The 19,326-nt window shown below is 75.7% G+C and carries 18 protein-coding genes and 5 tRNA genes; 8 read left to right on the top strand and 15 right to left on the bottom strand.

Annotated features, from left to right (window positions below; translation table 11 throughout):
• The first annotated feature begins 182 nt into the window (after positions 1 to 182).
• The 5 genes from NPS70_RS13945 (at position 183) to NPS70_RS13925 (ending at position 645) form a co-directional block, all read left to right on the top strand.
• Positions 183 to 255 (top strand) — tRNA-Gly (locus NPS70_RS13945).
• A 40-nt stretch (positions 256 to 295) separates the two neighbouring features.
• A tRNA-Cys gene (locus NPS70_RS13940) sits at positions 296 to 369 on the top strand.
• Between the two features lies 1 nt (position 370).
• Positions 371 to 442, top strand: a tRNA-Val gene (locus NPS70_RS13935).
• Between the two features lie 19 nt (positions 443 to 461).
• Positions 462 to 533, top strand: a tRNA-Val gene (locus NPS70_RS13930).
• A gap of 40 nt (positions 534 to 573) precedes the next feature.
• Positions 574 to 645: transfer RNA gene (locus NPS70_RS13925), tRNA-Val, on the top strand.
• 73 nt (positions 646 to 718) lie between these two features.
• Here NPS70_RS13925 and NPS70_RS13920 read toward each other — a convergent pair.
• From NPS70_RS13920 to NPS70_RS13905, 4 genes are all read right to left on the bottom strand, one after another.
• A complete protein-coding gene (locus NPS70_RS13920; RefSeq protein WP_256524523.1) occupies positions 719 to 1,003 on the bottom strand; it encodes a zf-TFIIB domain-containing protein in 285 nt (94 codons plus the stop codon).
• A 79-nt stretch (positions 1,004 to 1,082) separates the two neighbouring features.
• Positions 1,083 to 2,045, bottom strand: coding sequence for an aminoglycoside phosphotransferase family protein (locus tag NPS70_RS13915; protein WP_256524522.1), 963 nt, complete (start codon positions 2,043 to 2,045; stop codon positions 1,083 to 1,085).
• Positions 2,046 to 2,219: 174 nt separating this feature from the next.
• Positions 2,220 to 2,402, bottom strand: coding sequence for a hypothetical protein (locus NPS70_RS13910; protein WP_256524521.1), 183 nt, complete (start codon positions 2,400 to 2,402; stop codon positions 2,220 to 2,222).
• Positions 2,403 to 2,566: 164 nt separating this feature from the next.
• Positions 2,567 to 2,845, bottom strand: coding sequence for a hypothetical protein (locus NPS70_RS13905; protein ID WP_256524520.1), 279 nt, complete (start codon positions 2,843 to 2,845; stop codon positions 2,567 to 2,569).
• A gap of 230 nt (positions 2,846 to 3,075) precedes the next feature.
• On the opposite strand from NPS70_RS13905, the gene NPS70_RS13900 reads away from it, so the two are divergent.
• A complete protein-coding gene (locus NPS70_RS13900) occupies positions 3,076 to 4,251 on the top strand; it encodes a serine/threonine-protein kinase (protein ID WP_256524519.1) in 1,176 nt (391 codons plus the stop codon).
• A gap of 46 nt (positions 4,252 to 4,297) precedes the next feature.
• On the opposite strand, the gene NPS70_RS13895 is transcribed toward NPS70_RS13900, so the two are convergent.
• The 8 genes from NPS70_RS13895 to NPS70_RS13860 form a co-directional block, all read right to left on the bottom strand.
• Positions 4,298 to 5,116, bottom strand: coding sequence for an RNA methyltransferase (locus NPS70_RS13895; protein WP_256524518.1), 819 nt, complete (start codon positions 5,114 to 5,116; stop codon positions 4,298 to 4,300).
• Positions 5,117 to 5,171: 55 nt separating this feature from the next.
• Positions 5,172 to 6,401: a uroporphyrinogen-III C-methyltransferase gene (gene cobA, locus NPS70_RS13890; RefSeq protein ID WP_256524517.1), complete on the bottom strand. Its 1,230-nt coding sequence runs from the start codon at positions 6,399 to 6,401 to the stop codon at positions 5,172 to 5,174.
• A gap of 185 nt (positions 6,402 to 6,586) precedes the next feature.
• Complete coding sequence (gene cobT, locus NPS70_RS13885; RefSeq protein WP_256524516.1) at positions 6,587 to 10,342, bottom strand: nicotinate-nucleotide--dimethylbenzimidazole phosphoribosyltransferase; 3,756 nt, start codon at positions 10,340 to 10,342, stop codon at positions 6,587 to 6,589.
• A 358-nt stretch (positions 10,343 to 10,700) separates the two neighbouring features.
• A complete protein-coding gene (cbiE, locus tag NPS70_RS13880; RefSeq protein WP_256524515.1) occupies positions 10,701 to 11,951 on the bottom strand; it encodes a precorrin-6y C5,15-methyltransferase (decarboxylating) subunit CbiE in 1,251 nt (416 codons plus the stop codon).
• A gap of 177 nt (positions 11,952 to 12,128) precedes the next feature.
• Positions 12,129 to 12,758, bottom strand: coding sequence for a GNAT family N-acetyltransferase (locus NPS70_RS13875; protein WP_256524514.1), 630 nt, complete (start codon positions 12,756 to 12,758; stop codon positions 12,129 to 12,131).
• 211 nt (positions 12,759 to 12,969) lie between these two features.
• Positions 12,970 to 13,824, bottom strand: coding sequence for a MetQ/NlpA family ABC transporter substrate-binding protein (locus tag NPS70_RS13870; protein ID WP_256524513.1), 855 nt, complete (start codon positions 13,822 to 13,824; stop codon positions 12,970 to 12,972).
• A 78-nt stretch (positions 13,825 to 13,902) separates the two neighbouring features.
• Positions 13,903 to 14,574, bottom strand: coding sequence for a methionine ABC transporter permease (locus tag NPS70_RS13865; protein ID WP_256524512.1), 672 nt, complete (start codon positions 14,572 to 14,574; stop codon positions 13,903 to 13,905).
• On the bottom strand, positions 14,571 to 15,644 hold the full coding sequence (locus NPS70_RS13860; protein ID WP_256524511.1) for a methionine ABC transporter ATP-binding protein: 1,074 nt from the start codon (positions 15,642 to 15,644) through the stop codon (positions 14,571 to 14,573). The genes NPS70_RS13865 and NPS70_RS13860 overlap by 4 nt, the downstream gene beginning before the upstream one ends.
• A 572-nt stretch (positions 15,645 to 16,216) precedes the next feature.
• Here NPS70_RS13860 and NPS70_RS13855 point away from each other — a divergent pair.
• Both NPS70_RS13855 and NPS70_RS13850 read left to right on the top strand, forming a co-directional pair.
• Entirely contained in the window at positions 16,217 to 16,576 is a 360-nt protein-coding gene (locus tag NPS70_RS13855; RefSeq protein WP_256524510.1) for a hypothetical protein, read from the top strand.
• A 2-nt stretch (positions 16,577 to 16,578) separates the two neighbouring features.
• A complete protein-coding gene (locus NPS70_RS13850) occupies positions 16,579 to 17,034 on the top strand; it encodes a hypothetical protein (protein WP_256524509.1) in 456 nt (151 codons plus the stop codon).
• An 87-nt stretch (positions 17,035 to 17,121) separates the two neighbouring features.
• Here NPS70_RS13850 and NPS70_RS13845 read toward each other — a convergent pair whose 3' ends face one another.
• The 3 genes from NPS70_RS13845 to NPS70_RS13835 form a co-directional block, all read right to left on the bottom strand.
• Positions 17,122 to 17,625, bottom strand: a complete 504-nt coding sequence (locus tag NPS70_RS13845; RefSeq protein ID WP_256524508.1) for a GNAT family N-acetyltransferase — start codon at positions 17,623 to 17,625, stop codon at positions 17,122 to 17,124.
• Between the two features lie 37 nt (positions 17,626 to 17,662).
• The gene (locus tag NPS70_RS13840) at positions 17,663 to 18,229 is read right to left on the bottom strand and encodes a sigma-70 family RNA polymerase sigma factor (protein WP_256524507.1); all 567 of its coding nucleotides are present in this window, start codon (positions 18,227 to 18,229) and stop codon (positions 17,663 to 17,665) included.
• Positions 18,230 to 18,437: 208 nt separating this feature from the next.
• Positions 18,438 to 19,142: a hypothetical protein gene (locus tag NPS70_RS13835; protein ID WP_256524506.1), complete on the bottom strand. Its 705-nt coding sequence runs from the start codon at positions 19,140 to 19,142 to the stop codon at positions 18,438 to 18,440.
• Between the last annotated feature and the right edge of the window lie 184 nt (positions 19,143 to 19,326).

Below are 19,326 nucleotides of genomic sequence, written 5' to 3'. Positions count from 1 at the left end.
AGTGTAGGACCGGCGCCGCCCGGGGTGCGGAAGGGCGGGCCCGAGGGGGCCGGGCACCCCCCGTGACCGGGGGCGACGGGCACACACGGCAGCACGCTGCACAAACGCGTTTTTGTACTGGCCCGGGAATCCGCTAGAGTTCAACACGTCGCCGGGACGCGCAAGCGGGCCGGAAACGACAGGCGGACGTGGCTCAGTTGGTAGAGCATCACCTTGCCAAGGTGAGGGTCGCGAGTTCGAATCTCGTCGTCCGCTCGAGAAGGGGGATCGGGATCTTCCCGGACCCCGCACTCCGGGTGGAGTGGCCGAGAGGCGAGGCAACGGCCTGCAAAGCCGTCTACACGGGTTCAAATCCCGTCTCCACCTCCACGGACGATTAGCTCAGCGGGAGAGCGCTTCCCTGACACGGAAGAGGTCACTGGTTCAATCCCAGTATCGTCCACTGGTCCGCAAGGACACCCGCGCGATTAGCTCAGCGGGAGAGCGCTTCCCTGACACGGAAGAGGTCACTGGTTCAATCCCAGTATCGCGCACGCACCACACCGTCCCCCGGGTCGCCCCGGAGGTCGTCCCGCGCGATTAGCTCAGCGGGAGAGCGCTTCCCTGACACGGAAGAGGTCACTGGTTCAATCCCAGTATCGCGCACCGTCCGAAAGCCCCCGGCCCTGCGGCCGGGGGCTTCGCCGTGCTCCGGCCGCCGCACCGGCGGCCGGGACGCTCAGGAGGAGAACAGCATCCGCCCGAAACCGCGGTTGCGGTGGTGCTTGTGGTGCCCGCCGTGGTGCGGGGCGCCCCAGGCCGGTGCGGCGGGGGCGGGAGCCGCCGGGTAGCCGCCGGGGGCGGGCGGCGGCGGTGCCTGCTGCACCCACTGCGACTCCAGGCGCGTCAGCGCCTCCAGCTCCCCGTAGTCCAGGAATATCCCCCGGCAGCCGCTGCACTGCTCGATCTGGACGCCGTTGCGGTTGTAGGTGTGCATCGCCGCATGGCACTTGGGACACTGCATCGTCTGCTCTGCCTCTCCTCGTGTGGAAGGAAACGGCCACCGCGCCCCGGTTCCGGGCGGCGACGGCGCCGATCTCACCCTACGACGGGGCGCCTCGTTCCAACTCGGGTGCCAGTGTCCCGATTCGGGTACAAGCGTCCAGCACCGCCCGCTCCACCTCGTCGGGCTCGCGTCCGGCCGCGGCGGCCCGCGCCAGGGCGAGTGCCGCGGTCTGCACGGTCAGGGCGCGGGCGGGCGCGTCGAGGGTGCGCCAGGGATCGGCGGGATCGGGGACGGCCGGTCCCCCGGCGTCGGTGTAGGCCCCGAGGAAGCGCAGCCAGACGTCGGGGGCGAGCAGTCCCGCGGCGAACCAGGCGGCCGGGCGGGCCAGGTCCCACGCCGGGTCTCCGAGCCCCAGGTCGTCGACGTCGATCAGCACCCAGGGGCCGTCCGGCGCGGGGTGGCGCACCAGCTGCCCCAGGTGGAGGTCGCCGTGGCACAGGGCGGCGGGCACCGGGGCGCGGCCGCCTGCGCCGCGGACCGTCCCGGGCAGCCCCCGCCATGCCCTGCGCACCTCGGCCGCGGCGGGGTGGCCGCCCGCCTCCCGCTCCATCCGCGCAAGGGCCGCGGCGAGCTTGAGGGGACCGCGCATCGGCGGCAGCGGCCCGGGGAGCACCCCCGGGTCCACCCGGTGCATCCGGGCGAGCAGGACGGCCGCCTGCTCCCAGGGCGCGGCCTCGGGGTCGGCCGGGTCGACGGGGCGTCCGTAGGGCCAGGCCGACAGGGGCCGGCCCGCCGGCCCGGTGGCCCGCTCCGGCAGGGGCGCGAGCAGGACGCCGGCGAGCGCCGGGTGCCCGGCGACGGCCAGGCGCACCGCGTGGGGCCCCGCCTCGGTGCCCGGCGCGTGGGCCTTGGCGACCGCGTCCCCGTGGCGGACCACGGTGCCGTCGGGCCGGTCGGCGAGGGTCTCGTCGGCCGATCCGCAGGCGGGGCAGGCGGGTGCGGCCGGATGGGCCGCCGTACGGGCGAGGCGGGAGAGGCTGCGGACGAGGGCGGCGGTCACGGCGCCGAGCGTATCCGCCCCCGCGGGGCCTCCGCCGCCGGGGCACATGCGCGTTCGGCCGGCCGGCTCCCCAGCCGGCCGGCCGAACGCAGCCGTCCGCCGCACCCCCGTCCCCACGGGGCTGTCGGCCCGATGTCCCCGGCCCGGACCGCTCTTCCGGGCCCGGGGCGCCGATCAGCGCCCCAGCATCACGCCCACGGACGACGCCTGTACGACCACCGCGTCCCAGCCGCCGAAGGCGACCACGAGCAGTGCCGCGAGAGGGAGCACCATCGCCGTCGCGACCAGCGGGTGGCGGGTGCCGGAGGGGCGGACGCCGAGCCCCGCGTGCGACGTGCGCGACGTCGTGTCCGCCATGTCCCTCTCCTGTTCCTCGTGTCGGCAGCGGCGGGTGTCTGACCTCGGGGGACGAGTGCTGCACCCGCCGCTTGGAACCAACACTAGGGAAGGCCGGGGCCGCGGTCGTCATGCCCGCGTACCGCTTGCCCGGCCTCCCGGAGGATGACCCCCCGCGCCCCGTACTACTCCGCTGGGTGGAGACCGGGGCCCGGCTGCCCCGGGTCATCCCGGAGGGGGGCGGGGGCCTCGACCTGCACGGGCTGCTCGACCAGCGCCAGGACCCGGGCGGCCATGAACCGCGCGGTGCGCACCACGGTGCCCGACCTGGTGACTTCGCTCACTTCCACCACCCCTCTGCGGACGGCCGTCTCGACCCTGCGGCCCGCCCGGGCCGCCACCACCTCGTAGGTGCGGGTGGTGTCACCGGCGTCCACCACGATCTCCACCCGATCGCCCTTCATCGATCCAATCCCCCTTCTGCGATTGACCGTTGAGATCTCGCACGGCCGAGCGGAGCGGGATCCGCACTCCCCTGACCACCGCTCAATTCTCCCACCGGGCACTGACAATCGATCCGTGGGAGAGGGCGCGGCCTCTGCGCGCCCCGCCACACGGATACGTAAGCTGTGGCCCGTCAGACCGATGACCGGGCAGCAGGGGTGGGGCCTCCCACCGAGGTAGGGGACGGACGATGGCGATGATGCGGCTCCGGCGCGAGGACCCGCGTGTCGTCGGCTCGTTCAGGCTGCACCGGCGGCTTGGGGCCGGCGGGATGGGTGTCGTCTACCTGGGGTCCGACCGGAAGGGCCAGCGTGTGGCGCTGAAGGTGATCCGGCCGGACCTCGCGGAGGACCAGGAGTTCCGCTCGCGGTTCGCCCGGGAGGTGTCCGCCGCCCGGCGGATCCGCGGCGGATGCACGGCCCGGCTGGTCGCGGCGGACCTGGAGGCGGACCGCCCCTGGTTCGCCACCCAGTACGTGCCGGGTCCCTCGCTGCACGACAAGGTCGTCGAGGAGGGCCCGCTGCGGGCCGCCGACACCGCAGCCGTCGGTGCCGCCCTCTCGGAGGGGCTGGTCGCCGTCCACGAGGCCGGTGTGGTGCACCGCGACCTGAAGCCCTCGAACATCCTGCTGTCCCCGAAGGGGCCGCGCATCATCGACTTCGGCATCGCCTGGGCGACGGGCGCGAGCACCCTCACCCACGTCGGCACGGCCGTGGGCTCGCCGGGCTTCCTCGCACCCGAGCAGGTGCGGGGCGCGGCGGTCACACCCGCGACGGACGTCTTCGCGCTCGGTGCGACCCTGGCCTACGCGGCCATGGGGGACTCCCCCTTCGGCCACGGGAGTTCCGAGGTGATGCTGTACCGGGTGGTGCACGAGGAGCCGCAGCTGCACGGGGTCCACGACGCGCTGGCCCCGCTGGTGGCGGCGTGCCTGGCGAAGGCCCCGGAGGAGCGGCCCAGCACCCTCCAGCTGTCCATGCGGCTCAAGGAGATCGCCGCCCGGGAGGCGCAGGGACTGCACGACGCCCGCCCGCCGGCTCCCCGGGAGCGGGTGGAGCTCAGCCGGCCCACCGCGCGCTACACCGAGCGCACCGAGCACGCGGAGCGGCGCACGGGGGGGTCCTCCGCACCGCGGCCGCACTCCACCGGCCACCCGGTCCGCGGCACGCGGCGCCGGCCGGCGTCGCCGCGGACCGGCGGCGGCGCGTCCACCACCGGGCGGCGGGGCGGCACCCGTCCCGGCGTGCGCACGACCTCGACGGGGCTCAGGCCCGCGAACCCGCGGCTGCTGCGGCAGCGGATCGTGGTCTTCTTCGTGGTGACGCTGATCGTGGCCCTGGGCATCGCGGCGGCGCAGAAGCTCTGACCCGCGGGACACCGGCCGGTGCGGCCCGGCGGTCCCGCCGGAGCGCTCAGCCGCCGGAGCGGCCCGCGGTCACGGCGTAGAAGGCGACCGCCGCCGCGGCCCCCACGTTGAGCGAGTCCACTCCGTGCGCCATCGGGATGCGCACCCGGGTGTCGGCCGCCGCGAGCGCCTTCGGCGACAGTCCGCTGCCCTCCGCGCCCAGCATCAGGGCCACCCGCTCCAGCCGGTGGGGCGCCACCTCGTCCAGCGGGACCGCCTGCCCGTCCGGGGTGAGGGCGAGGAGCCGGCAGCCCGACTCCCGCAGGGCCGCCAGGCCCTGGGGCCACGGGGCGAGCCGTGCGTAGGGCACGGAGAACACCGCGCCCATGGAGACCTTCACGGACCTGCGGTAGAGGGGGTCGGCGCAGTCGGGAGAGAGCAGCACGGCGTCCATCCCGAGCGCCGCGGCGCTGCGGAAGATCGCGCCGATGTTGGTGTGGTCGTTGACCGACTCCAGCACCGCCACCCGGCGCGCCGCGGCCAGCAGCTCCGCGGCGTCGGGCAGCGGCCTGCGCTGCATGGAGGCCAGGGCTCCGCGGTGCACGTGGTAGCCGGTGACCTGCTCGGCGAGGGCGGGCTCGACGAGGTAGACGGGGGCGTCCACGCGCTCGACGACATCGGCCAGGGCGTCGAGCCACCTGGCGGACAGCAGCAGCGAGCGCATCGGGTAGCCCGCCTGCAGGGCGCGCCGGAGGACCTTCTCGCCCTCGGCGATGAACAGGCCCTCGGCCGGCTCGCGCCGACGGCGCAGTTCGACGTCGGTGAGTCCGGTGTAGTCGGACAGACGGGGGTCGTCCGGATCGTCGACGGTGAGGACGTCGGCCACGGGTGCCTGCCTTCCGGTGGTGCGGTGCGAGGGGTGCCGGTCCGCCGGGGCGGGCTCAGCCGCGGGCGGGGGTGCCGACGCCGACGACGTCCCCGATGACGATGACGGCGGGCGGGCGCACCTCGTGGGCGCGGACGGCCTCGGCCACGGTGCCCAGGGTGGCGTCCACGCGGCGCTGGGCGGCCGTGGTGCCCTCCTGGACGAGGGCGACCCGGGTCTCCGGCGACCGGCCGTGGGCGACCAGGGCCGCGGCGATGGCGCCGATCTTGTCGACCCCCATGAGGACGACCAGGGTGCCGGTCAGCCTGGCGAGGGCGGCCCAGTCCACCAGGGAGCGCGGGTCGTCGGGGGCCACGTGCCCGCTGACGACGGTGAACTCGTGCGCCACGCCCCGGTGGGTGACGGGGATCCCGGCGGCCGAGGGCACCGAGATGGAGCTGGAGATGCCGGGGACCACGGTGCAGGGGATGCCGGCCTCGGCGAGCGCCTGCGCCTCCTCCATGCCGCGCCCGAAGACATAGGGGTCGCCGCCCTTGAGCCGCACCACGGACCTGCCCGCCTTGGCGTGCTCGACCAGGGCGTTGTTGATGGCCTCCTGGGCCATGAAGCGGCCGTAGGGGATCTTGGCCGCGTCGATGACCTCGACGTGCGGGGGGAGTTCGTCGAGGAGGTCGCGCGGGCCGAGGCGGTCCGCGATCACCACGTCGGCCTCGGCGAGCAGCCGCCGGCCGCGCACGGTGATCAGGTCGGGGTCGCCCGGGCCGCCGCCGACGAGTGCGACGAAGGGCTCCCGGGTGCGCCGGTGCGGGGCGGCCAGGGTGCCGTCCCTGAGCCCCTCGACGACGGCGTCCCGCACCGCCGCGGACCGGCGCGGGTCGCGACCGGTGAGCACGGCGACGGTGACGCCCTCGCTCCGCCCGGTGGCGGGCGTCCAGGCGGTGGCGGCCTCGGCGTCGTCGCTGCGGACGCACCAGGTCTTGGTCCGCTCGGCCTCCGCGGAGGCGCGCTCGTTGGCCTCCGGGTCGCTGGTGGCGACGAGCGCGTACCAGGCGTCGCCGATGTCGCCGTCCTCGTAGCGCCGCCGGAGCCAGGTGATCTCGCCCGCGTCGGCCATGGCCTCCACGGACGGGGTCGCCGAGGGGGAGACCAGGGTGACGAGGGCACCGGCCGCGACCAGGGCGGGCAGGCGCCGCTGGGCCACCTGGCCACCGCCGAGGACGACGACTCGGCGCCCGGACAGGCGGAGTCCGACAGGGTACGCGGGGTGCTCGGCGGGCTCGGGCATGGCGGTGCGGCTCCTCGTGCGGGTGGTGCGGGGACGGGGCCGCTGCGGCGGTGGAGCGGCGGTGGGCCGGGGCGGGCTCCGCCGCCGGGCGGGGCACCGGTGACCAGGGTACGGGCCCCGTTGCCGGCCTGGCACCGGGCCCGGGCCCGGCCGTGCGGCGGGGTCCCGGGCCCGGTGCGGTGCGGCTACTTCTCCGAGACCCCTGCGGAGTCGAAGGTGGCCACCTCGTGCATGGCGCGGGCCGCGCTCTGCACGAGGGGCAGGGCCAGCAGGGCGCCCGTGCCCTCGCCGAGGCGGAGGTCCAGGTCCACCAGCGGGCGCAGGCCGAGCTTGCCGAGGGCCGCCACGTGGCCGGGCTCCGCGCTGCGGTGGCCCGCGATGCACGCCGCCAGGGACTCGGGGGCGATGGCCCGGGCGACCAGGGCCGCCGCTCCGGTGCTCACACCGTCCAGGATGACCGGCGTGCGCAGGGAGGCGCCGCCCAGGATGAGGCCGACGAGGGCGCAGTGCTCCAGGCCGCCGAGGGCGGCGAGGACGCCCACCGGGTCGGCCGGGTCGGGCCGGTGGAGTTCCAGGGCCCGGCGGACGACGTCCACCTTCCGGGCGTGCATCTCGTCGTTGATGCCGGTTCCGCGCCCGGTGACCTCGGCGGGGTCGGCGCCGGTGTAGACGGAGATCAGGGCGGCGGAGGAGGTGGTGTTGGCGATGCCCATCTCCCCGGTGAGCAGGGCCTTGTTCCCTGCGGCCACGAGGTCCCGGGCGGTCTCGATCCCCACCTCGACGGCGGCGAGCACGTCCTCGCGGGAGAGCGCCGGGCCCGTGGTGAAGTCGGCCGTGCCCGGGCGCACCTTGCGCGGCAGCAGGCCCGGGGTGGCGGGGAGGTCGGCGGCCACACCGACGTCCACGACGCAGACCTCGGCACCCACCTGGCCCGCGAAGGCGTTGCACACCGCTCCGCCGCCGAGGAAGTTGGCGACCATCTGGCCGGTCACCTCCTGGGGCCAGGCGGTGACGCCCTGGGCGTGCACCCCGTGGTCGCCGGCGAAGATCGCGACGGCGGCGGGCTCGGGCACGGGCGGCGGGCACATCCGGGACAGGCCGCTCAGCTGTGCGGAGATGATCTCCAGCATGCCGAGGGCACCGGCCGGCTTGGTCATGCGCTTCTGCCGCTCCCATGCCTCGCCGAGCGCCTTGGCGTCCAGCGGCCTGATCGTGGCGACGGTCTCCTGGAGCAGGTCGTGGGGCTCCTCTCCGGGCAGCGCCCGTCGGCCGTAGGTCTCCTCGTGGACGACCCACGACAGCGGGCGGCGCTTGGACCAGCCCGCCTGCATCAGTTCGGGTTCTGCGGGGAACGCGTCGACGTACCCCACGCAGAGGTAGGCGACGACCTCCAGGTGCTCCGGAAGGCCGAGCGTGCGGACCATCTCACGCTCGTCGAAGAAGGAGACCCAGCCGACGCCGAGGCCCTCGGCACGGGCGGCGAGCCAGAGGTTCTCGACGGCGAGCGCGGAGGAGTAGGGCGCCATCTGCGGCTGGGTGTGCCGCCCCAGGGTGTGGCGGCCGCCCCGGGTGGGGTCGGCGGTGACCACGATGTTCACCGGGGTGTCGAGGATGGCCTCGATCTTCAGTTCCTTGAACTGCTTGGCGCGGCCCTTCGGGAGGGTGGAGGCGTACGCCTCGCGCTGGCGCTGGGCGAGTTCGTGCATGGTGCGCCGGGTCTCCGCGGAGCGGATGACGACGAAGTCCCAGGGCTGGGAGTGTCCGACGCTGGGCGCGGTGTGGGCGGCCTCCAGCACGCGCAGCAGGACGTCGTGGGGAATCGGGTCGCTGCGGAAGCCGTTGCGGATGTCCCGGCGCTCGCGCATGACGCGCAGGACCGCCTGGCGCTCGGCCTCGTCGTATCCGGGCGCGGGCGGGCCGGCGGGGGCCGCGGGCTGCTCGGGGGACGCGGGGGCCTCCGGGGCGGCGTCGGCCGCGGGCTGCTCGGGGGCGACGGGGTCCGTGGCGGGCGCGGCCGGGGCGCCGTCGGCGGAGGCTGCCTCGGTTCCGGCGTCCGGGGCGACGGGCAGGGCACCCGCGGGAACGGGCCCGGCGTCCAGCGGGGCGTCGGCGGGGGCGGGCCCGGCGTCGGCGGGCGCGTCGGGGGCTTCCGCGGTGGGAGCCGCGATCACTGCCGGGGCTTCGGTCTCGGCGGGGGTCCCGGCCGGGGCCGGACCGGGGTCCGCCGCCGGGGCGGCGACCGCCTTGCCCTCTCCCCCGTCGGCCGCCACCGGACCGGCCACCTCCGCCACCGGCGCACCGGCACCCTCGGCAACCGGCTCCGGGGCTCCCTCCTCCTCGGGGACCGACTCGGGCGCACCCACCGGGTGGACGGCGACGGGAACGGGCTCCACCCGGGCCGGAACCTCAACCGGAGTCCCGGCCGGAACCTCCGCGGGGGCCTCGGCGGAGACTTCGGCGGGGGTCCCGGCCGGAGCCGGACCGGGGTCCGCCACCGGGGCGGCGACCGCCTCGCCCGCTCCCCCGTCGGCCGACACCGGACCGGCCACCTCCGCCACCGGCGCACCGGCACCCTCGGCAACCGGCTCCGGGGCTCCCTCCTCGGGGACCGACTCGGGCGCACCCACCGGGTGGACGGCGACGGGAACGGGCTCCACCCGGGCCGGAACCTCAACCGGAGTCCCGGCCGGAACCTCCGCGGGGGCGGTTCCGGCCTCGGGAGCGAGGGGTGCCGCGGCCGGGACGGGCTCCGCCTGCTGCGTCGCGGCCTCGGGAGCCTGCTCCTCGGGCAGTGCCACACTCCCGGCCGGGGAGGCCGGGGCGGTCGCCGTCTGCCCGGCGGGTGCCACGGGCCCGGCCGCACCGCCCGGCGCCTCCGGGGCGGCGGCGGCCTCCGGGGCGGAGGGCCCGGCGGCCGCTTCCGGGGCGGAGGGCCCGGCGGCCGCTTCCGGGGCGGAGGGCCCGGCGGCCGCTTCCGGGGCCTTGGGCGGCTGCGGCGGCTGGGGGTCCCAGGGAGCCCCGGCCTGCGGCGGGATATCCGCGAGCTGGGGTGCGGGCAGCCCGGCACCGGCCGTCCCCTCGCGGGGAACGTCCAGGTACTCGACACCGGTGCCCGGCGGGGTGGGGGCGCCCGCCTGCACGACGAACGGGTGCGGCGGGGTGGCGCCCGCGGGGCCGCGGTCGGCAAGGGAGCGCACGACGGAGTTGGTGGCCTCGGGCATCGGGGGTCCCATGTGCAGGGGGCGGCGTGCGGGCGGCGGCGTCGGCATGGCGGTGGTGGCGGCCGCGGGCGTGCGCACGGCCCCGAGGTCGACGGCGCCGGAGTCCCGGCCTCCCGTCTCGTGGGCGCCGGGCTCGTGGGCGTCCTCGTCGGGAAGGGCGGGAGCCGGGTGCGGCGCCTGCGGGACGGCGTCCGCCCCGGGCGGGAAGGCGGCTGCCGCAAAGGCGGTTCCGTCGCCCCCTGAAGGGTCTCCGGGCCCGGGGTGGGTGTGCTCCGCGGCGGTCGGCTGCTCGGGCGGGAGCTGCTGCGGCGGGCCCGCGGGGGCGGCTGCGGCCGTTCCGGCGGACTGCGGGGCGACGGGCGCCTGCCCGCCGGCGGCGGCCGGGGCGTGGCCGTATGCGGCGCTGGGGGGAGCCGGGGCGTACCCGCCGCCGTGCGAGGCGTCGGCAGGCGCCGGGTGGTGGGGCTGCTGAACGGGAGCGCTCGCGGTTGCGTACTGCTCGGCGACGGGGGCGTGCGCCGGCGCGGGAGCGGGCGCGGCGGCGGAGTGCTCGCTCCACGCGCCCTGGGCACCCGGCATGAGCAGGAGGTCGTCTTCCTCTGATGGCTGCGCGGTGGGTTCGAGGTAGGGGTAGGCGCCGGGGGCGGGGACGCCCGGCTGCTCCGCCGTGCCTGCGCCCTCCGGCAGCCCCTCGCCCGGGACCTGGCCGGTGTCGGTCATGCGTACCCCTCGCCCATCGGTTCTGCTCCTTCGCCCATCACCCGGGGCGTCCGACCGGCACACCTGACGCCCGTGAACACCTAACGAGCATGTGCGCCGCGCGGCACGATCGACTCCCGACCCCATGCTCGGTCGCCGTCGACCGGCACCGCGGCGGCGCGATCCGCCACGGTCCGCTGTGGGCTGCGCCACGTCGCGCGTCCCCCCGGTTCCGACATACCACAAACGGGAGCCAAAGCGACTCCCTTTTCCGGGCATTGAAGAACAAATCGAAGAACGCCCGCCTGCGGTACAACGATCGGCCAGCCTACCGCGCGAAGGCCCCCGAAGGGGGTTCGGGCCCGAGGTGTGAGGAGCGCTACGCGCCCGTGGCGCCGGGACGGGAGTCGGCGGGATCGGGGTGCCGCCCGCAGAGCAGGAAGACGACGGCGCGATCCTTCTCGGTCCAGTCGCCGGGGTCGAGTTCGACGGACTGGAGGAGGGTGCACTCGACCTCGTAGCCCCCCGCGGCGAGTGCGGCGCCCACGGCCTCCGCGCGGTCGCGGGTGGAGGCGTGGGTGACGATCCGCTGGGGGCGGCGGTCGGCGACGGCGGTCACGACGGCGGCCCCGCCGCCGCCGATGCGGACGACGTCCGGTTCCGGCAGGCGCTCCAGCACCTGGGGGGCCCTGCCCTGGACCACCTGGACCCGGACGCCGAGGCGCCGGGCCTCGGCCTCGGTGCGCCCGCAGGCCGCGGGGTCGGCGTCGACGGCGATGACCGCGGCGCCGAAGCCCGCTGCCTCGGCCGCCAGTGCGCCGCCGCCGCTGCCGATGTCCCAGACGAGGTCGCCGGTCCGGGGCCCGAGGCGGGCCAGTTGGGCGGCGCGCAGTGCAGGGGACTCGCCCTCGTCCGCCGGGCCGGGCCCCGGCTCGGCGGGCGGGAGGGCCCAGCCCCGCCGCGGCGGCGGGTACCCCGCCTCGTGGCCGGCGATCCAGCCGGTGGGCGCCGGCCCCGCGGAGGGCGGGGCTCCCCCGACGACGATGACCACGTTGGGGTCGCGCCAGACGTGGTCGGCGGCCTTGTCGGAGGTGAGCACGGTGACCTGCTCCCGGTCGGTGCCGAGTTCCTCGCAGATCACGAAGGTGCGGTGCACCCCGTCGAGCAGCAGGGCCAGTTCGGCCGGGCCCGCGCCGGGCGAGGTCAGGACCGCGACCTTGCCGTGCGCCCGGCAGACGTTGACCGCGCGGCGCAGGGTGCGCCGGTGCGCGACGACGATCCGGGCGTCGTCCCACGGCATCCCGGCCCGGGCGAAGGCCGCGGCCACCGAGGAGACGGCGGGGACCACCTCGACCTCCAGGCCGTGCTCGGGGGCGCGCAGGGTCCGCACGACGCCGAAGAACCCGGGGTCGCCGTCGGCGAGGACCACGGCGCTTCCGCGGTGCCCGGCGATCCGCCGGGCGGCGAGGTCGAGGCTGCCGAGGCGGATGCGCTCGGCCCCGGCGGGGACCTCGGGCAGGGCGAGGTGGTGGGCGGCGCCGGCCACGAGGGTGGCGGCGGAGAGTGCGGAGGTGGCAGCACGGGTCAGGGGCGAACCGTCCCACCCGATCACCGTGACCCGGTCGGCCATCTCGTCAGTCTCCTGAAGTTGTTGCAGGTCGGGGGCGTGCGTGAGGCGCAGGGCAGTTCCGCTGGGTGCAGCGTACCGGTCCGCCGCGAGCGCGGTCCCCGGATACGGGGCGCCGGCCGCGGTCCGGGTGCGGGCGCCTCGCGGACGGGTGGGTCCGTGCGGCCGCGCGGAGGGAGCTCAGTTCCAGTCGGCGCCGGAGGAGTAGCCCGCGTCGGCCAGACGGTCGGCTTCCAGGTCCTCGGGGAGCAGGCTCCACACGATCAGGTCGGTGCGGAGCTCGCTCCAGCCCCCGTCCGGCCCGGGGGCGCGTACGGTCCAGGCGTTGCGCAGGACCCCCTCGCTGAGGCAGCCGGCCTTCTGGGCCACCTGCTGCGCGGCGGTGTTGTCGGCCGCGGTGCGCAGCTCCATCCGCTCGAAGCGCCGGTCCCGGAAGAGCCACTGCGCGACGCCGAGCACGGACTCGGTGGCATAGCCCTCGCCCCGGGCCCAGGGAGCGGTCACATAGGAGACCTCGGTGGCGCGGGTGCGCCAGTCGGTGTTCCCCAGCGCCACGCAGCCGACCAGCCGATGGGTGAGGAACTCGGTGACCGCAAAGACGATTCCTCGCCCCGAGGTGCGCTCCTCCGGCGCCCTGCGGTGCACCCAGTCCCCGGCGTCCCGGGCGGTGTAGGGGTGCGGCGCCGAGGTCCAGGCGGCGGTCATCTCGTCGTTCATCATCTCGGTGTGCGCGGGGATGTCGGCGTCCTCGTAGGGGCGCAGCACCAACCGCTCCGTGCTGATGGACACGTCCGGGAAGGTGTGAGTCATGCGCTGCTCCATGCCGTGACCGCCGTGGGGTCGTTGCCCGTTGCTCGTCTGCTCGCCGTGGTGCGGGGTGCGCCGCGCGCGGGCGCCGTAGCCGCAAAGGCACAGCATGCAACATCGGGCGCGGGCCGCGCATGGCCGGGTGCCGGCGCGACGCGGCCCCGCGCACCCAGCGGGGTGCGCGGGGCCGTCGTCGGGCCGTGGGCCGGAAGGGCTACCCGGCCGGGTCGAAGGCCGCGACGACCGAGCCCTGGTACTCGTCCGCGATGAAGTCGGCCACCTCGGCGGAGTGCAGCAGTCGCACCAGCTTCGCCACGCGCGGGTCGTCCTCGTCGCCCTTCTTGACCGCGAGGAGGTTGGCGTAGGGGTTGCCCTCGGCCTTCTCCAGGACCAGGGCGTCCCGGGCGGGCCGGAGGTCGGCCTCGATGGCGTAGTTGCCGTTGATCACGGCCGCGTCGACGTCGTTCAGGGCTCGGGGCAGCGTCGCGGCCTCCAGCTCCTTGAACGTCAGCCCCTTGGCGTCCGCGATGTCGGCCAGCGTGGCGTCGGTGCCGGCACCCTCCTTGAGGGTGATCAGGCCGTTGTCGGCCAGCAGGTGCAGGGCGCGGCCCTCGTTGGTGGTGTCGTTGGGGACGGCGACGGTCTGCCCGGCGGTGATGTCCTCGAGGCTCCCGGCCTTCCCGGCGTAGAGGCCGAGGGGCTCCAGGTGCACGTCGGCCACGGGGACGAGGGTGGTGCCGTTCTTCTCGTTGAAGTCGTCCAGGTAGGGCTTGTGCTGGAAGAAGTTCGCGTCGACCTGGCCCTGCTGGGTGGCGGTGTTGGGCAGGACGTAGTCGGTGAACTCCCTGATCTCCAGGGTGAGCCCCTCCTTCTCGGCCAGGTTGTCCTTCACGAAGGCGAGGATGTCGGCGTGCGGGGTGGGGGAGGCGGCGACGACCAGGGGGGCGGAGCCGTCGGCCGCGGCGCCGGAGGAGGCGCCCGGGTCGGAGGAGGTTCCGCAGGCGGTGAGCCCGAGGGCGAGGGCGGCGGTGGCCGCGGCGGCTGCGGTGGCGGTGATGTTCCTACGCACGAAAAGTGCCTCTTTCTCAGGTGGTGCGAGGCCCGGACAAGGAGTGCGGGCCGTGGGGTGGAGCGTGCTCCCGTGCGGTCACGCCGCGGCGCGGCCGCGGCGGACGAGGAGCCGTACGGTCCCGTCGCCCAGGAGCTGGACAATGCTCACGAGGGCGACCAGGATCACGACCGTGACCAGCATGAACTCCGTCTCGAAGCGCTGGAATCCATAGGTGACGGCCTTGGAGCCGAGCCCTTCGCCGCCGACCGCCCCGGCCATGGCGGAGTAGCCGATGAGCACGATGACGGTGGTGGTGACGCCCGACACGAGGGAGGGCAGGGCCTGCGGGAGCAGGACCTTGCGGACGATCACGGGGATCGATCCGCCCATGGACTGGACGGCCTCGACGAGACCGGCGTCCACCTCGCGGACGGCGGTCTCCACGAGGCGCGCGAAGAAGGGGATGGCGCCGATCGCCAGCGGCACGATCATGGCCGTGGGGCCGATGAAGGTGCCGACGACCAGGGTGGTGAAGGGGATCAGGGCGATCAGCAGGATGAGGAAGGGCAGGGAGCGGCCGATGTTCACGACCGTGCCGACGACCTTGTTCACGGGGGTGTTCTGGAGTAGTCCGCCCTTGTCCGTGAGGACCAGCAGCACGCCGAGCGGCAGACCGCCGGCCACGGTGACGAGGGTGGACCACAGCACCATGTAGAGGGTGTCGAGGGTTCCCTGGGTGAGCAGGGGCTGCATCTCGGACCAGGTCACGTGGCCACCGCCTCGGCGGCGCGCGTCCCGGGGAGCACAGCGGCGGGCGGCCCGGCGGCGCCGGTGCCCCTGTCGACGACGTCGATCTGGAGGCCCTGCTCGCGCAGGAAGCCGATCGGCACGACGTTGTCCTCGTAGCGGCCGGGCAGTTCGATGCGCATCCGGCCGATCTGGCGGCCGCCGACGGTGTCCATGGCGGCGCCGAGGATCGAGATGTCGACGTTGTAGGTGCGCGAGAGCCGGGAGATCACCGGCCGGGTGGCCGTCTCGCCGTGGAAGGTCACGTCGAGGACGGTCCGGTCGGGACCGGAGGGCTCGCCGCCCACGGGGAACAGCTCGTGGGCGAGTTCGGAGCCGGGGGTCGCGAGCAGTTCGCTCACCGTTCCGGATTCGATGATCTTCCCCTTCCTCATCAGGGCGGCGGAGTCGCAGACGGACTTGACGACGTCCATCTCGTGGGTGATGAGCAGGACCGTCAGGCCGAGCTCGCGGTTGAGGTCCCGCAGCAGCCGGAGGATGGAGCGGGTGGTCTCCGGGTCGAGGGCGCTGGTGGCCTCGTCGGAGAGGAGGACCTTGGGGTCGCCGGCGAGGGCGCGGGCGATGCCGACGCGCTGCTTCTGCCCGCCGGAGAGCTGACCGGGGTAGGCGGCGGCCTTGTCGGCGAGGCCCACGAGGTCGAGGAGTTCGCGCGCCTTGCGGGAGCGGTCCGCGCCGGAGGCGCCGAGGATCTCCAGGGGGAGTTCGACGTTGTCCTGCACGGTGCGCGAGGAGAGCAGGTTGAAGTGCTGGAAGACCATGCCGATCCGGGTGCGCGCGGCGCGCAGGTCCCGGGAGGCGCGGCGGCCCCGGCCCGCGAGGGCGGTGAGGTCCTGTCCCGCGACGGTCACGGTCCCGGAGGTGGGGCGCTCCAGGAGGTTGACGCAGCGGATGAGCGAGGACTTCCCGGCACCGCTCTGTCCGATGACGCCGAAGACCTCTCCCTCCCGGACGTGCAGGTCGACGCCGTCCAGGGCGGCGACCTCGCGGCCGCGTGCTGAATAGACCTTGGTCAGGCCCGTAGTGGTGATCACAGGGTTTCCGTCACTGTCGAGTGCGCGGCGCGGTGTCCGCCGGGCACGGGGCGTTTCGGTGCGGACGGCGTTCGCGGGCACGGCGGTTCGGCGCGGTGGCCGGGTGCGTGCGCGGGGCGGGCCGGTCCGGGCGTCCCGCTGCGGGCGGGTGCCGGACGGGCTCGGGCCGTCGGTCTCGCTTCGGGGCGCGAGGCTCGGTCGGGGACCCTCAGAAGGCGCACATTCGACACATACAACGAGCACCGGGCGTCGTGATCGCCTCGGTCGCAAGGGTGCGGCTGCTCGTCGTGGTCATGGCTGCAAGTAAAGCAGACGGTGGGGTCGCCCTCGGGCGCTTGTCCGTTATTCGGACAGCCGCTCTACGGTATGTGGACAGGCCCGAGGTGGCCGACTCCCCGGCCGAACCGCCCTCCACCTGCACCGATGCACCGTCGGGCAGCTCGGCGCCCCGGGCCCCGGAAGCACACCGGTGCGTCGGCGCTGTGGCCGGGACCACGGGAGACGGACGCTGCCGCCACCGGCGGACCGGCCCGGCGGCCGTCGGGCCGGGTGGCCGTAATACGCTCGGCCCCATGCTCGACGCCCTGACGATCGCGGTGGCCGCCACCGCGCTCGCCCTCGCCGCCTGGTGCGGCCTCGCCGCCTACCGCGACCTGCCCACCAAGGACAGGCACTTCATCGGCATGGCCGTGGTCTCCGCCCTCGCCCTCGTCCAGCTGGTGGTGGGCATCGTGCAGCTGGCCCGCGGCGAGCGGCCCGGCGAGGGGGTGGCGATCTTCCTGGCGTACCTCGTCGGCTCGGCGCTGGCGGTGCCGGCCGCGGGCTTCCTCTCCCTCGCGGAGCGCACCCGCTGGGGTTCGGCGACCGTCGCGGCGGGGGCCGTGGTACTGGCGGTGCTCGAGGTCCGGCTCCACGACGTCTGGGGAGGCTGACGATGACAGGGACCGGGCAGGCGCGGGAGGGCGCGGAGGACACCGCGGTCGCGGGAGCCGGGCGCACCCGGCTGGTGGCGGGCCCCGGACTGCTGCTGGTGTGGCTGTACGGCGTGATGTCCGTCGGGGCGGTCTCCCGCTCCGTCTACCAGATCCTCACCGACTTCGGCAGCGCCCCGCTGGCCCACACCCTCTCCGCGGTCGCGGCCGTGGTGTACGCCTTCATCACCTACACCCTGGTGCGGGGCGGGGAGGCGGCCCGCCGGGCCGCGCTCGTGTGCTGCGGCGCCGAACTCGCGGGCGTGCTGGTGGTGGGGACGTGGACGCTCGCCGACCCGTCCGCCTTCCCGGACTCCACGGTGTGGTCGGCGTACGGGATGGGGTACCTGTTCATCCCGGTGCTGCTGCCGGTGACCGGCATGGTCTGGCTGCGGCGCTCGCGCTCCACCGGGGCCTGAGGGCCGTGCCCCGGCGGGGCCGCCGGAGCAAGGGCGCGGGAGGGCGTCCCGGGCGCGGGAGGGCGTCCCGCGCCCGGCCGGCCCGGGTCAGGCGCTGGCGGCGTAGTCGCCGGGGGCGGACTCCTTCTCCAGGGTGACCACGGTCAGCCGGGGGCCGACCTGCTCGGTGCCGACGGGGGCGTAGCCGCGGCTGCGGTACAAGCGGAGGTTGCTCTCGCTGCGGTGGCCGGTGAAGAGGCGGAAGCGCTTGGCGCCGCCCTCGGCGGCGCAGCGCAGTTCGATGGCGTCGAGCAGGCGGCCGCCGAGCCCGTGGTGCTGCATCCGGGGGTGCACGATGAGCTTGGCGATCCGGGCGGTGCCGTCCCCTTCGACCGTGCCGCGCACGGAGGCGACCACCTCGCTCCCGAGACGGGCGACCAGGGCGTGACCCCGGGCGAGTTCGGCGCGCAGGTCGGCGAGGCTCTGGGTGAGGGGCTCGATGCCGTAGTCGCCGTAGAGCTCGGCCTCGGCCTGGTAGCACAGATACTGGAGCTTGAGGATGTGCTCGGCGTCCTGCTCCGTCGCCGCTGAGATGGTCACGCTCATGCCCATGTGCGCATGCCTCCCGCTCACCTGATACACCGGTTGTCTACCGCTCCCTTCCCCGATGGCCGGGAGCTGCAACCTCTGCCGCGAGCATTCTGCGCAGACATCCCAGGCAACGGGAACGCATCGGCCCCAGACTGCCCTGTGAGATACCCAACGCCCCTGCGATTTCTCGGTAGGTGAGGTCTTCCGGTGCCAACATCGCAGAAAGCAGCCGGGGGCAGCGCCCCGGAGTCCCGGCCACGGCGCGGCGCACTGCGCGGCGCCGTTCGGCGTGCAGCGCCGCCCGCTCCGGCCCGGCGGACGAGGCGGCCTCGGCGAAGGGGGCGGCCGGGGGGTCGCCGCGGAGGGGACGCTCCCGCGCGGCGGTCCTGCGGGTGCGGCGCGCCTCGGCGCGCACCGCCGAGCGGATCCAGCGGGCGGCGTCCGGCGGAAGGACGCCGTCCCCGTCGAGCCGCTCCAGCAGCCGGAGCCAGACGGCCTGTTCGAGGTCGCCGGCCTCGGCGGCGGCGCCGGGCGCCTCGGCGGTCGCCTCGGCCGCGACGAGGGCGCCCAGCGCGCCCACCACCGCGGCGGGCGGGGTGGGGATGTCTTCCTCGGGGACGGTCACGGTGCACGGGACGCCCGCCCTTGGCGCGCCGGTTTCCCCGAAGCAGCGGGTCCACCCGTACGGGGGAACGGCCCCGGGGGGCGTCACCGCCCCGGGGAGGCGGCCTCCCCGGGGCGGTCGGGAGCGCCGGGCCCGGGCCGCCGGAAGCGGTCCCGGCCCCGGGCGTCCGGCCCCTGTCGGCGAACCGCCGGCGGCGGCCCGCCGGGCCTCACGGGTGGTACGGCGTGTCGCTGCGGTGCAGTTCGGCCATGAGGGGGCCGGCGACCCGGTAGACCGCCGTCCGCCGGATCGTCACCACGGCCGCCGGGTCCGCCTCACCGCGGGTGAGGTAGACGGCGGTGGCCCGCGCGGGGGGTGCCGCGGAGACGGCCACGGACTCCACGGGCGTCCGGTCCCCCAGGGACACCGCGGCGGCGGGGACCGGGGTCCCGCCGTCGTTGCGCCAGGTGACCAGGGCGTAGAACCGGCCGGTTCCGCCCGTCGTCACCTTGACCGCGGCCACCGCGTCGTGCGCCGGGTCGCCGGTCATCTGGCCGACGGCGCACTGCGGCTGGAGTTCGACCACGACGCCGCCGCCCTCCCAGCGGCCGTCGGTGAACGCGATGGCCCCCGGCGGGGCGTCCGGGATGCGGAAGGCGGAGGTCTGCAGTTCCGCGTCGCGGAGCTGCTCGCAGGTCAGCGCGGCGGACGCCCCGCTCCCGCCGGGGTCGTCCGGGGAGCCCGGAACGGGGGTGGCGGGCTCCTTGCCGCCCTCCTCACCGGGGGTGGCGCCGGACGGCTGCGAGGAGACCTCCGCCGCGGGAGGAGCCGCTCCCGGGACGTCACCGCCCTTGCAGCCCACCGCCGTCGAGGCCAGAGCGAGCGGGGCGATCAGCCACGCCCCCCGTCTCGCCCAACCGGTCGATCCACCCATGGCACGACCCCCGTCCTGTCCGTGTCACCGGTTCGCGGGCGCGGCCGGCACAGCCGAGGACGCGGTGCCGCGGCCCTGCGGTTGCGGGCCGCGGCGTCCTCGCCGGCACCGCTGCCGGCGGGGGCCGGTGGCGGACGCCGCGGAGGGCGGCGGCCCCCGGGAGCCGCGGGGCCCTCCCGCCGCC

The sequence above is a fragment of the Streptomyces sp. C10-9-1 genome (genome assembly GCF_024497955.1).
GTDB lineage: Bacteria > Actinomycetota > Actinomycetes > Streptomycetales > Streptomycetaceae > Streptomyces > Streptomyces sanyensis.
This window is presented reverse-complemented; position numbering and strand designations above follow the sequence as displayed.